Below are 13,914 nucleotides of genomic sequence, written 5' to 3'. Positions count from 1 at the left end.
CCGCCAGGTCGCCAACCGCGTCATCTTCATGGACCAGGGCCAGATCGTCGAACAGAATTCGCCGAAGGAATTCTTCGACAATCCGCAGCATGAGCGCACAAAGCTTTTCCTCAGCCAGATCCTGCACTGATCCCGATCCGGCCAAAGACGAATGCAAGAACCCGCCGCTGTTTTGCAGCCGGCGGGTTTTTCATGGATAGCCCTTCACGCCGGCGCGCGGCGAACCGAAACCGATCAGCGCAACGGCAGAGCGTAGGTCTGCTTGACGACCTGGCTCGGCACATCGGTCTTGACGTTCTGGATGCCGTTGATCTTCGTCAGATGCGTGGACTGGAACTGCCTGTAGTCATCGAGATCGGACACAGCGACCCGCAGCAGCGCATCGCTTTCGCCGAGCATGATGTAGCATTCCATTACCTGCGGCAGCGTCTTCATGGCGGCGATGAAATGGTCGATCGTCTCCGCGTCCTGCGCCGTCAGCCAGACGCGGGCAAACAGCGAAAGCGGCAGACCCGCCTTGACCGGGTTCAGCACGGCGACATAACGATCGATGATGCCGGCATCCTCCAGAAGCTTGACGCGCCGCAAACAGGGCGATGGCGAGAGCCCCACCTCCTTTGCCAATTCCACATTCTGAATCCGTCCGTCACGCTGCAGGACGCGCAGGATGCGTTTGTCGATCTCATCCAGCCGCATTGGCATTTCCTACCGGTAAGCCGCATATCTTGAATTCTGATGCCAATATTCTCGCAGAAATTGGCATCTTCGCAAGCCGATTGCGCCACCGAGCCGCTAGGCTTGCACCATGGAAAACGCCAATCTTCTTCTCTTTGCCGCCACCGTGCTGCCGCTCATCTGCACGCCGGGACCGGACATGCTGTTCGTCGCGTCGCAGGCCGTCTCCGGCGGCGCCACAGCCGGGCTGCGCTCGACCACGGGCATCTGCGCCGGCTACGTCGCGCACTCGGCGCTGGCGGCGCTCGGTGTGGCCGCGATTATCGCGGCCTCGCCCGTCTTGTTCGCGGCGCTGCGCTGGATCGGCATCGTCTATCTGACCTACCTCGCCTTCCGGCTCATCGCGTCCTCCCTGAGAGCCGACATTGCGCCGCCGCCATCACGGATCGCAGCCAACAGATTTCGGCGCGGCTTTCTGACGGCCGTTCTCAATCCCAAGGGCATGATGATCTATTTCGCCATCCTGCCGCAGTTCATAGGACATGACGAGAGCATCGTCCTGCAGGCCTCCCTGCTTTCCGCGATCTTCATCGGCCTCTGCGGGATCGTCTACGCGTTGCTCAGCCTCGCCATCGCGGCCATCGGCTCTCGCGGAAATTTCAGCGACCGCCGCAGGAGATGGATCGAGGGTATTGCCGGCGGCCTGCTGCTTGTCGCGGCCGGACGGCTGGCAACGTGAACAAGCCATATGGCGCTTCGCGTGAGACGCGATATAGTATCCGCCACCGCGAATAATGCGGGATTCACGAGACGTCGGGGGAAGCGGGCCGTGAAAAAAAGCGACAGAATCATCGGCGGACTCGCTCTCTTGAGCGCCGCCATCATCATTATCAAGCTGGCCGGAGTGATGTCCGGTCACGACCTCATCCAGATGGCGGTCGATGCCACAAGGCCGAAAGACGCCGGAGGCTGGCCAACGGCAGCGAATTAAATGCCGAATGGATTCCAGCCAGATTGCGCCTTGCGATAGTTGCGACGTGGCGGGCGCTGCCGCGATCAGAGAAGTCTCTGCTTGACTCTTCCTCAACCATGAACATAGTAAGAACAAACAAGGAAGACATCATGAGCACCGGCGAGAAATTTATCATCCTGCCATATCGAAGGAACCGCGGTAATCTTGTGGCCGGTGAAATGAGGCAGGCATCGAGCATTCCATCCGCGGAGAAGATTGCGGCATCCATGGCCTCCCGATTCGTCGGCGTTGCTGCCTATGCCGTGATGGTCGACGAGGAAACCGGCGACATGTCATCCCCGCGCCTGCTGGTGAAGCATGGCGACATCGCGGATCTGAACGCCGCTTGAACCTGATTGGCAATTTGACGAACGAAGCCGCCGCCGTTCGGCGGAGTTAAGACGTGCGCCAAGCAAACGGCCAGTAGGGCAAACCATTCCGGCGAAAACAGGGGCGGCACCGACAGACCAAGCAATAGCCTGCAATGGTCGTTCACGGCACTTAAAGCCACGTCGAATCCGGGTCGTGGATCTTCAAAATGCGATTGGAGCGATACGCTCGACATGATGACGCTCGTCTCAACGCGCGGCCTCGATTTTCCGCCCGACAACATGGCGAAGCGCCTTCACTGCCCCGCTGCCGCTGCCTGGAAATCCGCATCATCAACGCTTTTCCGTGGCGGGAGGTGCCGCAATTCGGGATGGCCGCGAGAGAAAGCTGGTAATACCGTGAATGATTCGGTTATGCTCGAGTGTCAGCTCACTAGGGTCGAGACTCAATTGATCCACCAGGTAACGATGGCTGCGATGTAGCAAGTTGCTGTAAAGTTCAGCATGAGCTTGTCATATCGTGTGGCGACCCGTCGCCAGTCCTTGAGGCGGCACAAGGTACGTTCAATGATGTTCCTTCGGCGGCAGGCGATAGGTCGAAAGGCCTGATGCGCTTACGCGTCGGATTGTTAGGAATGACCGGTTCAGTGCCCCGTACTTTGAGAAAGTCACGTAAAGTGTCACTATCGTAAGCCGTATCCGCAGCGCAAAGGCGGCTCGGCGGCAGTGGTTCGAGCAGCGGGATGGCGACGGGAGCATCACCGCGCTGTCCAGGCGTTATTCCCAGCGCGATTGGACGGCCGCAACGATCGACAACAGCATGGATTTTTGTCGATCTGCCGCCTCTTGAGCGGCCGATTGCTTGCGCATCTGCCCCCCTTTTCCGCCGGAGGCGGATCGGTGTGCCTTTGCGGTGGTGCTGTCGATCATGTGAATGTCCCGATCGGTCGTTTGCACCAGAGTTTCAAACAGCCGCCGCCATATGCCTTTGGCAGACCAACGATGGAAGCGATTGTAGACGGTGGTCGAGGGGCCGTAGCAAGCAGGACAATCCTGCCACCGGCAGCCAGTTCGCAGCACATGGATGATGCCGCTAATCACCCGGCGGTCGTCGGTTCGATGGGCGCCGGGTTGGTTCGTTGGAAGCAAAGGCGCGATCACCGCCCATTGCCGATCATCAAGCCAGAATTCTCCTGCCATAGTCCAAAACTCCCCTTATCAGGAGAGCGAATCATGGAAACGTAAGTACATCAACCATTTGATTGGGTTTCAACCCTAAAGCGTGTCGCATTTATTCAGCCTCATAGCCAGCAGCCTTGAAGAAGTTCCTGCATTCGTTGATGGAGAAGAGGCTGATGATATCGCCAAGGGCTTTGGTGATGGCATCGAAGCTGCGTGCGGCTCGCTTTCGCAGAAGCGCCTTGAGTTTTGAGAAGGCCATCTCGATGGGGTTCAGGTCCGGCGAATAGGGCGGCAGGAAGAGGAGCCGTGCGCCCTTCGCCTTGACCAGTTGCTCGGCCCTCTGGCTTTTGTGGAAGCCGACATGGTCGAGGATGACGATATCGCCGGCCGACAGTGTCGGCATAAGCTGTGTCTCGATCCAGGTTTCGAAGATGCGGCTGTTCATCGGAGCATCGACGATCCATGGCGCGGTCAGGCCATGGCAGCGCAGTCCGGCAATGAAGGTCTGTGTCTTCCATTTCCCGAAGGGGGCATAGGCGGCAAAGCGCCTGCCTTTTTCAAACCATCCAGTGCGTTTCGTCAGGCGTGTGTTCGTTGAGGTCTCATCGATAAAGATGAGCCGCGACAAGGCCTTGTTGAAGAACCGCTTTCGGCGATTGATCCAAAGGTCACGCGCCCTGGCGATCTCCGGTCTGCGCTGCGCGTTGCCTTGAGGCTTTTTTTATTGCTCAACCCGAGCCGGTGCAGAAACCGTCCGACCGTGGCGCGGTGGACTTCAATGCCGTGTTCCGCGAGCGCAACGCACAGTTCGTCCAAAGTCGTTTCGCCACGGACGGACATCCGCTCGCGGACCCAATCAGCATGAGCCAGAAGCTTCGCACCACCAGGCGGGTGGCCCTGCCTGGCGGCGGTCAGAGATCCGGATGACCGATGCAGCATCATCATGTTGTTGACGAACCGAGGCGAAACCCGGAAATGCCGAGCCGCTTCGCGATTGCTATGTCCTTCATTCACAAAGGCAACGACACGCTCACGCAACTCGATGGGATGCGGCTTGCCCATGGTGCATCTCCTTCCATGAGCAAAGTGAATCACAGATCAGGCCAAATGGGAATCCTGAATCCGGTCAGTTGCGACACGCTTTAGACTTTCAATGCGGGATGGACATCAGACCGGCGGCGATTGCGCAGATGAGCGCAGCAGCCGACAGCAGAAGGAGAACGAGGCTCACGCGGGCTGGCATCACCAGCACTTCTGCTCCTGCCCAAACCTATTGTGGGCCGCGACTTGGTTGGCAAACAGCCGATCCATTTGCAAGATCGTTACCGACGTTGCTAGGCGGGGCGTTAGTCTTTGCCACCCGTCGCACGCATTCTGCGGCGTCGGCGTCTGACAACCCGAAATCAGCGCCCAGAGAGGCAGCATAAGAAGTAGAGACCTGATCATTGACCACGTTCATTTCACGGAGAAGCGTCACAGATTTGGTGAGAGCAGCCGTTGCGGCCATTTACTTTCCTTCGCTCTGATCTATCCAGCGCGTCGACAAGAAGACGAGCGTCGCGCCTACGATCAGGCCAGCGCCGATTTTTTTGGTAATCGAAGATGCAGCAACGAACATAGTCAGATCCCCGACACGCAGAGTTCACCTTCGCCGACCTGAGAGACATCCCCCATCCCACGGCGACTGGCGAGGCCGATGATCAGCCAGCCACCAGCCCTGTTCCACGCTCTCGCGGCTTCGCAGCTCGCAACATAATCGGGACGCTTGCCCAACCGGGTCGTATCATTGACGATCCGCGCTGTCGTCGAGCCGCATGCGCCGTCGCTCCCGATGTTCCACGAAAGGGAAAGTGCCATGCCGCGCCAAGATAGCGGCTGGTCATCCCATTTGACGATGCACGATACAGCGCCGGCCGGTAGCGCTTCTACATCTTCATCGCCGTTCGCTGATCGCACTCTGCCGGTGTGAAAACCTGATTGGGCTTCACATCGTCGGTGTCCCCATCACAGCCGGTCCAGACCGGTGGCTTTGCGATCCGATCGAGATAGGCGACGAGTTGACGCCCTTCCCATGACATCGCCGTCTTGATCGCCAGGGCAACGTCATCGTGGACCTTCGGCTGACCCGGGAAAACGTGACATAGCCACCGACGGGGACGGCGACGATAGACGCAATAGGGGCCTTTGCCCACGGCGTAGGGCGAAGCTTACTGATCGGTATTGCGATCTCCAGAGACTTTGGTTTGAAGGACGAACCGGAAGGCCCATGCCAGCGAGCCGCAGATGGACGCCGGAGCGAACAGCCAGATCGGATTGAACGGAAGGTATGCTGCGAGCGAAGATGCTACCGCCGACGCCAGGTCCAACAGCATGAACACGAGGAAAGCCTCGATCATCCGCAGACTCAGCGAACGCTTGAGCAACGGGCCCGCATTCGGGACGAATTTCGGTCTCATGAGATGTCCACACGAGGTGCTTGCTTAACCGTGGAACGGGCGTTCATAAAGAGTCATTCTAGCAACCTCAGAATAATGGTGGAGGGATATGTCCTCACCAATTTTCAGTTGACAGGAGTAATTTTGGCCCATCTTTAATGCCGTCCGAATATGCATCCCGGGAAACATAGATGATATCTCGTCGTGCCGTCTTGGGCGGGATAGCCGCCCTTTTCACTTCAACTGCTCTCAATCTCGAGGCAGCTTACGGGCGTCAGACACCGCAGTTAAAGCAAGATGCTTCGAGCCGGCGGCGGCTATACAGTGCGTACTCACCAGACATCGTCCGGGTTCCGATTGATACCAATTCAGGGCTTTACCGCCATGTACCATCCATCACCGCTGGACCGGACAAGCATCTCTTGGGCGCCTATCTCCGAAATACAAGCTCTGCGGCAGAATCTGTCAAGGGTCAACGAGCCGTCTTCGTAAGATCGTATGACGAAGGCTCGTCGTGGTCTGCTCCATACGAAGAACTGAACGACAACAGGTTTTGTACAAATCCGCTCGATCCGAATGGAGATGACCGCATACAAGGCGAAGTCTTCGTTTACTACGACTCAGCAACGAATGAAGAAATCGCCATTCTAGTCCATCGAGGCGGGCTACCCGGTTCAAATCCCGCATTCATCGCATTCCGCCCCGGCACCCAGAATGACGCGCCCGATGCTAAGTGGAAAGTGTATGGCATCACGTTTGACCGCCAGACCAACCAACCGATTATCCGGTTGTGCGATCATCAAAACGGTGGAGAGGAAAAACTCACCTATCGTGTTGACGACATCGAGTACGATGTTATCCCGTTCAAGCCCGTCATCGGCAGCGATGGATCGCTGGTAGTCCCCGTCACCCTCCTCCAAAATTTCAATGAAGAACACAAAGTATCGTTTCTCAAACGATCCAACGGCGCGTGGACCATGGGCGGCGTCATTCCTATGGGGGTCATGAGCCCTCCCGATGCCTGGGAGCCGACGACATGGCAAGCGGGAAATGGCGTCTGGTACTGCCAGGCTCGCAGGCTTAAGGCGACGGGCGGGGTTTCTTATGACAATCACGCCATAGCCCAATCCTCAGACCTTATTTCCTGGAGTCCCTTCGAAAATCTCGATGAGGATATCCACGACAACCGCAATATCCGAATGCGCGCCCGACATAACCTTTGGCTCGGGGTCGGAACATCCCACTTCATCAAAAGAAACAATCTCGCACTTTTCGTTTCCCCAGACGGCCGGAACTGGGTACATGGCACAACCATAGGGGCGGAACGTGAAAAATCGGATTTCGTCCATTATGGCGATATCGCTGTATCTGGGCAAACAGCCTATGTCCTTTACTCCGAAGGAGACGATCGGCAAATAACCACCGGCCCGAACGCTATCCGCTTTGCTCGTTTCCCGCTCCCCGCCGACTTGCCTCTTATGGGTAGCGACAAGCACGTCTTTGAAGCCGAAAAGGGCAAAGATCCGTTCATCACCGCGAATTTTCTCACTTTGCCGCCAGGGCAGATCGGTTCCGTTCCAACGCCAGCCTCGCATTGCGTGCTTCACCTCAAAGCAAAGGTATCAGCGCCACCGAATGCTGTTCCTTACAAGATCGCCTCTGTCGGAGATCAGTTCGCCGGATATTTCTCGATAGAATACCGCAATGAACGAGGCACGACCGCACTTTATGCCGGCGACAAATATGTCGAAGATGTTCCGGACCCAACGGAGTTCAAAGATCTCATCATCGAGATCGACGTTGATCACCGCATGGTCCACGCCTGTGGTCAGTCGCAAACGCTGGGTCTGTATGGCCGTGCTTATTTGGGGGATGTAACTTTGCTCAAGACTTTCGAGAGCGGGAACATCACCTATGACGCTGATGGTTGCTGGCTCGAAACATTGGCGAGGTGAGTATTTCTTCCTTGCTTAAATTCGTGAGTTGAAGCAAGTTCCCCAACAAAATTGAAAAGACACTCAAAGCTGTCAGGAATTAGCGAACGATGGATGAAGAAGAAAGGAAGAAGTTCTATTTGCGGGATTTCAACAATTTGAATTGGATGATTATGGGCGTTACCGCTGTTTTGGGATGTGTTTGCATTATCTCCAAAATGCTTGGATATCCATTAATGGGCTGGCCATCAGTGCTTCGATGATGCTACGAAAAATAAAGCAATGAGAACCGACAAATCTCGTCTGAACCGTCCGCTAATCAATGCTCTCATCAGCAAGAGGAATGTCATCTGGGCCGTTATACTCAGAGACATGAGAACTCGCTTTTTCAATCACGGCCTCGGGTTTATCGTCGTTCCACTCTGGCCACTCGTTCATATGGGGGCGATCATAATGATCCATTCGGCAGCTGGATATCCAGCCCCCTACGGATCTAGTGCCCCGCTGTTCTACGCTACCGGCATAACTCCGACATTGACGTTCATTTATATCTCGCGTTGGATGGGATATTCGGTCATTACAAACAGAGCAATGATGTCGTTCCCAGTCGTAAAGCCTGCTGACGTCATGACTGGCAGGGCGTGCCTGGAGATAATCTCGGCTTGCATTACGCTTGTCTTGATGTTGGCCATACTTTGGGTAACTGGCCAGGATCCGTGGCCCTACAATCTGGAGCAAGCTGTCTCCGCTTTTTTGGCGGCTATTTTTCTTGGATTCGGGATGGGCTTTTTGGTGGGCTCGATCGCGCTGATTTATCCTATCATTCTAACGGTATGGCAGTTAACGATCATTTGCCTATACATATCTTCTGGAACACTATTCGTAGCATCAAATTTGCCTGATAACCTGTCACGATTTCTTGCCTTCAGTCCCGTCACGGTCTGCGTCGAATGGATGAGGACTGCGTATTATGAAAGTTACAGCGATAAGCTTGTCGCCGCGCTTTATGTCTTCAGTTTCGGGGCAATTGCACTTTTCCTGGGCCTGACTATCGAGCGAATTTTCCGGCGCCATATTTTCGACAGATGATCCTAATTAGCGGGACGCTTTACTTTGAAAAATATCGACACTGGCCTGATCGAACTTTCCAGACAGCTCGCCCATGAAAGCGATATTCACTATGGACTCCCGCCCGAAATATCGGTGATCATCCCTTGTTTTAATGGCGAAGAGTATATCCATATCTGCTTGGAATCGCTTGCGAAACAAACATTACCCCAATCGCGATTTGAAGTGATCTGCATTGATGACTGCTCACCGGATCGAACCGGAGATGTGATCACCTCGTTCGAAGGCAGAATTCAAAACCTGAGGCTCATAACTCATAAGACAAACCGAAAACAGGGTGGCGCCAGAAATACCGGCATTGATGCCGCTATTGGCCGATTTGTCATCTTCCTCGACTCTGACGACTTCCTTCGTCTGGATGCGCTCGAAATCCTCATCAACGCCGCGGCACCAACAACGGACATCGCAATGGGCCAGTTGTTGAAGGTCAGATATGATCAGCCATATCGCCCTCAACCGACAGATACTCGCCGACTTGAAAAGGACGTCGATGTCGCCCATTCGGCGCTTACGAACAAGCTCGGATGGTTTCCCGTCGCTATGCTAATTTCGCGCGAGCTTCTCAACACGAACCGCATCAGGTTCGTGGAAGGCGTTTTCTTCGAAGATATCCAATTTTGCATCGATCTGTTTTTAACAACGACAGAATTAAAAATCATCCCTGATCAAATCTACATGTACGTCCAGCGAGACACATCAACAGTCAATGCGATGACCGAGAAAAAGCTGGGTGACTCGGCTCGTGCAATGTCCGCTGTTTTTCACCTTTCTCTGCGCCTTCAGGATGGCGTCGAAACATTTAGACCGATTGCGATCAGCTGGCTGAGACTGCAAGCCTCGAGAATCCGTGATGGTGGCGCCTCTCTTTCCGATAGAAAGCATTTGGGTCAATACCTCCTAGATAAAACCAAAGAACACGGGATTGACGCCTATGTTCGTCAAGCCGATCTTGACGAGCTGTTGAAAATTGCTTCCGCTACCCCTCGTCTGCCGGCCGATCATGCAGCCATCGGCGCGATTACCTGCACGTCTCCGTGGGGAGGCAGATTGGAATCAGACTTTGCCGGCGCGGTCATATTCTTCTGCGAGGTCAACTATCATATTCGGTCTGCGGCTCCTGTCGCACGCGCCCTCAAGCGGATAGGCTTCTCCTCCATCATCGTTGACGCTGCAAAATCGAAAAGCTTCAGCACGAACAGGCCGTTGCCAGAATCTGAACGCATCTTATATGCCGATCTCGATATCCGTGAGTTCGATATCAAAGAGAATCTCCCGTTCTCCACGGACGCCGCAGCTTTCGTTTTTATGAATGATCTGACCTACACCAAACGCCTGATCCTGGAAAATTTCGGGTTTGGTGTCCCAACCTTTGGTTTCTACGAAGGGATCAATGACGATTGGAATTTGGATCGCAAGTTGGATCGACGTCCCTATCGCAGCGTAGACTTTCTGTTGTTGCCAGGCACATATCAATGCGGCTTCTACCAGGATCGCGAGTGCAGAATAGTCGGTCTTCCGAATGTCCGCTCCCTCTTGAGTAAGCCTTACGTTGCTTCTCGCAAACGACGTGCGGTAATTAATGTCAATTTCACCTACGGTGTTCTTGAGGACCGCCGCGATGAATATGTGACGACGACCGTTCAAGCATGCCGCGAGATCGGCTTGGATTATGTGATTACGCAACATCCGGCAGACAAGGCAGATCTGTCAGCCTATAATATCACTAAGACTAGCGTTTATGACTTGCTCGATGAAGGAGCCATTCTCATCAGCCGGTTTAGCACCACAATACTTGAAGCTCTCGCGATGGGGCGGCCGGTCGTTTATCACAATCCTATCAAGGAAAAAGTGCCAAAATTCTCGCAGCCCCTCGGGGCTTATGCGGTCTCTGATAGTACCGAAAGTCTCAAGAACGCCCTTAAACGCGAATTACAGTTCGTAGATGCGGAGGGGGACGTTCGGGCCAGGGCCAAGTTGTTTTTACACTTCCATTGCCATACTGGGACGCCTGAAGAACCTGAGGAACTTGCTGCTAAAGCAATTCGTGATGTAATATCGGAGCCACAGAGACGTTTTGCATTCAAAATTGGTCAGCCGCATAAAAAAATATCGATAGTATCCGATGCCGCAACCAAAACGAACCTCAATGGATCTTCATTACGAACGCCTCTTAGTGGAGCAGGGCATATGCCAACTACTATTACACATACGAAACCAAATTCCGCGCAATCTTTGGCCGCTACTTTGCGGGAGGCGGTCGCAATTCGAGGATGGGACAGCGCTTTAATCACCTCGATCGCGTCCGCATTGCTGCTTGATGGCACAGAGGCGTTGGAAGTTCTCAGAACCAATGACGACATCCAACTCGCTGTCGACCGTATGCTATCACTCAGGCCAGAAGGCGACGAGTTGCGGGCGCATTATTATAGAGTCCTCGACTTCGTTGAGAAAAAGAGCAGATCATCAAGAATTAGCGCTTGACACGACCACGCGCGGAAACCGCACTTAAAAAGTGCAAATTCATTTACTCCACATCCTTTTAAGTGAATTTGACGAACCAGCAAGGTGTCGTAGTACACGCAATTACGCCGCAGACGATCTCCGCGCGGACATAAGCTGTCGTGCTTGTCACGGTAGCGTTGGCACCGTTGATGAGTGCCGTACTCCCAGCTTGTAGTCCTATAGGCAAGCCATTGCTACCACCATCGGTGTGTTTAAGCATGGAATGTTGCCCCCTCTGGCGGGGTAATACTGATCCAATTTTGACCCCTCTAAGGTTTGATCGTAAGCGCGAATTTCTGTGCGCCTTCTGAAGCCCAGTGCTGTGATGCATGAAGTGTCCACCAAAAATAGGTGGGCACCAAATCATGGACGATGCTCCTAAACTGCAGGTGTGGCTTGTTGGTCGAGACGGCCGCCGGCGATATAACCCTACCCCGCGAGATCAGCTCGTCGCAGCATGCTCAGAACCTGACGTTTCGGTCTCTGGCCTGGCGCGAGAGCATGGCGTGAATGCCAATCTCGTCCGGAAGTGGATAAAGAATGCCAAAGAGGAGCGTCGTTTGCCTTTGGTTCCGGCATTTGTTCCGGTTCAGATTGCTCCAGATATGCCTCTGGTTTCTGGCTGTTATTTACTGCCGAAGCGTGAGCCATTGGGTAAGCCTGGTCCTGCGTCCAAGGTGAGCGCACTCCTGCCCAATGAGGTCAGCCTGATCCTCGACGGCATCGATATCGATGCGATGATCCGCCATCCGGTGCGGCAATATCAGATCACCGGCTGAGGAGATGTTTTGATCGGTTGACGTCGCGACACGGTTCAGATTCAAAACTGGAATGACCCGAACCGGCGAACCGAGCGTTGCAGAACTGATGGCGCAGTTGGCGGCTAATGCTGCCGAAATCGCTGCGCTGAAAGCCGAGAAGGAAGCGCTCTCGCGACGGGTCGTCAAGCTGGAAGAAGAGTTGGCGCTCGCAAGGCTGCATCGGTTTGCGCCTCGCAGCGAAAAGCACGTCGATCGCATCTTCAACAAGGCATATTGGTGACCGACGGCTACACCGCATGGCGCACACTACATGGCGCAACCCATGTCGGATGCATGGCTCATTCACGGTGGCGCTTCGTCGAGGCTCTCAAAACCAGGAAGAATGGAGGTGGACCGCCGGAACAGGCACTCCGGTTCACCGAGAGCAGGGATATTGCCCGCGAATATCTTGCAAATTGGGATAGCCGGTTGAAGGTGCCCAGAGCGTTCGAAGGCGCGGTGAACTAGTTCCATTTCAAAAAAACTAGCTTTTTCTAGTTTTGCGGGAGAGAGCATCGATGGTCGGCGGAAGGGTAATGTTGGCAATAGAAAAGGGCGGCTTTAGGGTCGAGACTCAATTGATCCACCAGGTAATGATGGCTGCGATGTAGCAAGTTGCTGTAAAGTTCAGCATGAGCTTGTCATATCGTGTGGCGACCCGCCGCCAGTCCTTGAGGCGGCAAAAGGTACGTTCAATGATGTTCCTTCGGCGGCAGGCGATGGGGTCGAAAGGCCTGATGCGCTTACGCGTCGGATTGTTAGGAATGACCGGTTCAGTGCCCCGTACTTTGAGAAAGTCACGTAAAGTGTCACTATCGTAAGCCGTATCCACAGCGCAAAGGCGGCTCGGCGGCAGTGGTTCGAGCAGCGGGATGGCGACGGGAGCATCACCGCGCTGTCCAGGCGTTATTCTCAGCGCGATTGGACGGCCGCAACGATCGACAACAGCATGGATTTTTGTCGATCTGCCGCCTCTTGAGCGGCCGATTGCTTGCGCATCTGCCCCCCTTTTCCGCCAGAGGCGGATCGGTGTGCCTTTGCGGTGGTGCTGTCGATCATGTGAATGTCCCGATCGGTCGTTTGCACCAGAGTTTCAAACAGCCGCCGCCATATGCCTTTGGCAGACCAACGATGGAAACGATTGTAGACGGTGGTCGAGGGGCCGTAGCAAGCGGGACAATCCTGCCACCGGCAGCCAGTTCGCAGCACATGGATGATGCCGCTAATCACCCGGCGGTCGTCGGTTCGATGGGCGCCGGGTTGGTTCGTTGGAAGCAAAGGCGCGATCACCGCCCATTGCCGATCATCAAGCCAGAATTCTCCTGCCATAATCCAAAACTCCCCTTATCAGGAGAGTGAATCATGGAAACGTAATTCCATCAACCGTTTGATTGGGTTTTAAACCTAGAGCCGCCCCTATCGTGTGGGTGTTGTGAGAGCTGTGTGGGAGAAGTTTTCGATTGTTCTTCTCCTGTTCTCATATGTTCTTAAGCGATTTTCCCGGAGTCCCCGGGGACCCGCCAAAAGCCGATGCTCTTCGCGCCGGTTTGGGACCGGAGGGTCGGGAGTTCGAAACTCTCCACTCCGACCATTCGAACCCTTGTAGCGCAAGGGTTTAGGCAATTTATTTCACAACACGTACAGTAACCCTGTGAGCGCACTGTGGGAGCAAACAGCCTCCGCTTGGTGTGCTTCTGCAGCTTCCGCATGATCTCGTCAGTCGCGCGCATGGGCTGCCCGCCGCCATATCACCGCCTGCTAGCTTACGGCATAAAGCCACTTCCCCCGGCCCCTGCCATTTGTCGGTCTTGGAATTTTTAGAGCGCTTCATTGCTTAACTGAATCTGAGGGGATTCCCGTCCGGTCGGTTTTGTGATTCAAAATGCTGTCCAGGTGGAGGCCAGCATCGGATGACAC

14 protein-coding genes and 4 pseudogenes are annotated in these 13,914 nt (G+C 54.7%); 11 read left to right on the top strand and 7 right to left on the bottom strand.

From position 1 onward, the window contains the following. Positions 1 to 130: pseudogene (locus ACQZ6J_RS33755) on the top strand (amino acid ABC transporter ATP-binding protein); the annotation flags it as partial. A 104-nt stretch (positions 131 to 234) separates the two neighbouring features. On the opposite strand, the gene ACQZ6J_RS33750 reads toward ACQZ6J_RS33755, so the two are convergent. After that, entirely contained in the window at positions 235 to 702 is a 468-nt protein-coding gene (locus ACQZ6J_RS33750) for an Lrp/AsnC family transcriptional regulator (protein ID WP_449087224.1), read from the bottom strand. Positions 703 to 805: 103 nt separating this feature from the next. Here ACQZ6J_RS33750 and ACQZ6J_RS33745 point away from each other — a divergent pair, with 103 nt between their 5' ends. The 3 genes from ACQZ6J_RS33745 to ACQZ6J_RS33735 all read left to right on the top strand — a co-directional run bounded on the left by ACQZ6J_RS33745 (position 806) and on the right by ACQZ6J_RS33735 (position 2,037). Continuing rightward, entirely contained in the window at positions 806 to 1,414 is a 609-nt protein-coding gene (locus ACQZ6J_RS33745; RefSeq protein ID WP_449087223.1) for a LysE family translocator, read from the top strand. A gap of 90 nt (positions 1,415 to 1,504) precedes the next feature. Next, the gene (locus tag ACQZ6J_RS33740; protein WP_204326484.1) at positions 1,505 to 1,666 is read left to right on the top strand and encodes a hypothetical protein; all 162 of its coding nucleotides are present in this window, start codon (positions 1,505 to 1,507) and stop codon (positions 1,664 to 1,666) included. A gap of 131 nt (positions 1,667 to 1,797) precedes the next feature. After that, a complete protein-coding gene (locus ACQZ6J_RS33735) occupies positions 1,798 to 2,037 on the top strand; it encodes a hypothetical protein (protein WP_449087222.1) in 240 nt (79 codons plus the stop codon). A 425-nt stretch (positions 2,038 to 2,462) separates the two neighbouring features. Here the strand turns inward: ACQZ6J_RS33735 and ACQZ6J_RS33730 are convergent. The 5 genes and pseudogenes from ACQZ6J_RS33730 to ACQZ6J_RS33710 form a co-directional block, all read right to left on the bottom strand. Next, positions 2,463 to 3,216: pseudogene (locus ACQZ6J_RS33730) on the bottom strand (IS5 family transposase). 91 nt (positions 3,217 to 3,307) lie between these two features. Next, on the bottom strand, positions 3,308 to 3,859 hold the full coding sequence (locus ACQZ6J_RS33725; RefSeq protein WP_449087225.1) for an IS630 family transposase: 552 nt from the start codon (positions 3,857 to 3,859) through the stop codon (positions 3,308 to 3,310). Beyond that, on the bottom strand, positions 3,778 to 4,260 hold the full coding sequence (locus ACQZ6J_RS33720; RefSeq protein ID WP_449087221.1) for a hypothetical protein: 483 nt from the start codon (positions 4,258 to 4,260) through the stop codon (positions 3,778 to 3,780). Before ACQZ6J_RS33720 ends, ACQZ6J_RS33725 begins: the two co-directional genes overlap by 82 nt. Before the next feature lie 558 nt (positions 4,261 to 4,818). Continuing rightward, entirely contained in the window at positions 4,819 to 5,055 is a 237-nt protein-coding gene (locus tag ACQZ6J_RS33715) for a hypothetical protein (RefSeq protein ID WP_449087220.1), read from the bottom strand. A gap of 350 nt (positions 5,056 to 5,405) precedes the next feature. After that, positions 5,406 to 5,654 carry a hypothetical protein gene (locus ACQZ6J_RS33710; RefSeq protein ID WP_449087219.1) on the bottom strand — a complete coding sequence of 83 codons (249 nt, stop codon included), beginning with the start codon at positions 5,652 to 5,654 and terminating at the stop codon, positions 5,406 to 5,408. 170 nt (positions 5,655 to 5,824) lie between these two features. On the opposite strand from ACQZ6J_RS33710, the gene ACQZ6J_RS33705 reads away from it, so the two are divergent. The 7 genes and pseudogenes from ACQZ6J_RS33705 to ACQZ6J_RS33675 all read left to right on the top strand — a co-directional run. Further along, positions 5,825 to 7,588, top strand: a complete 1,764-nt coding sequence (locus tag ACQZ6J_RS33705; protein ID WP_449087218.1) for a hypothetical protein — start codon at positions 5,825 to 5,827, stop codon at positions 7,586 to 7,588. An 89-nt stretch (positions 7,589 to 7,677) separates the two neighbouring features. Beyond that, positions 7,678 to 7,830 carry a hypothetical protein gene (locus ACQZ6J_RS33700; RefSeq protein WP_449087217.1) on the top strand — a complete coding sequence of 51 codons (153 nt, stop codon included), beginning with the start codon at positions 7,678 to 7,680 and terminating at the stop codon, positions 7,828 to 7,830. A 19-nt stretch (positions 7,831 to 7,849) separates the two neighbouring features. Continuing rightward, complete coding sequence (locus tag ACQZ6J_RS33695) at positions 7,850 to 8,656, top strand: ABC transporter permease (protein ID WP_449087216.1); 807 nt, start codon at positions 7,850 to 7,852, stop codon at positions 8,654 to 8,656. 24 nt (positions 8,657 to 8,680) lie between these two features. Beyond that, entirely contained in the window at positions 8,681 to 11,176 is a 2,496-nt protein-coding gene (locus ACQZ6J_RS33690; RefSeq protein WP_449087215.1) for a glycosyltransferase, read from the top strand. A 350-nt stretch (positions 11,177 to 11,526) separates the two neighbouring features. Continuing rightward, positions 11,527 to 11,976, top strand: a complete 450-nt coding sequence (tnpA, locus tag ACQZ6J_RS33685) for an IS66-like element accessory protein TnpA (RefSeq protein ID WP_449087214.1) — start codon at positions 11,527 to 11,529, stop codon at positions 11,974 to 11,976. A 52-nt stretch (positions 11,977 to 12,028) separates the two neighbouring features. Then, positions 12,029 to 12,229, top strand: a pseudogene (locus ACQZ6J_RS33680) (IS66 family transposase); the annotation flags it as partial. Then, positions 12,226 to 12,330: pseudogene (locus tag ACQZ6J_RS33675) on the top strand (IS66 family transposase); the annotation flags it as partial. The pseudogenes ACQZ6J_RS33680 and ACQZ6J_RS33675, both read left to right, overlap by 4 nt. A gap of 241 nt (positions 12,331 to 12,571) precedes the next feature. Here ACQZ6J_RS33675 and ACQZ6J_RS33670 read toward each other — a convergent pair. After that, positions 12,572 to 13,326 (bottom strand): IS5 family transposase gene (locus ACQZ6J_RS33670; protein WP_449087213.1). Its coding sequence is split into 2 segments (ribosomal slippage): positions 12,572 to 12,996 and positions 12,996 to 13,326, totalling 756 coding nucleotides; the frame shifts between segments, so codons are not numbered across the junction. Between the last annotated feature and the right edge of the window lie 588 nt (positions 13,327 to 13,914).

It is taken from the genome of Rhizobium sp. A37_96 (genome assembly GCF_053521765.1).
Note: the sequence above shows the minus strand (reverse complement) of the source record. Positions and strands in the feature narration are given on the sequence as shown.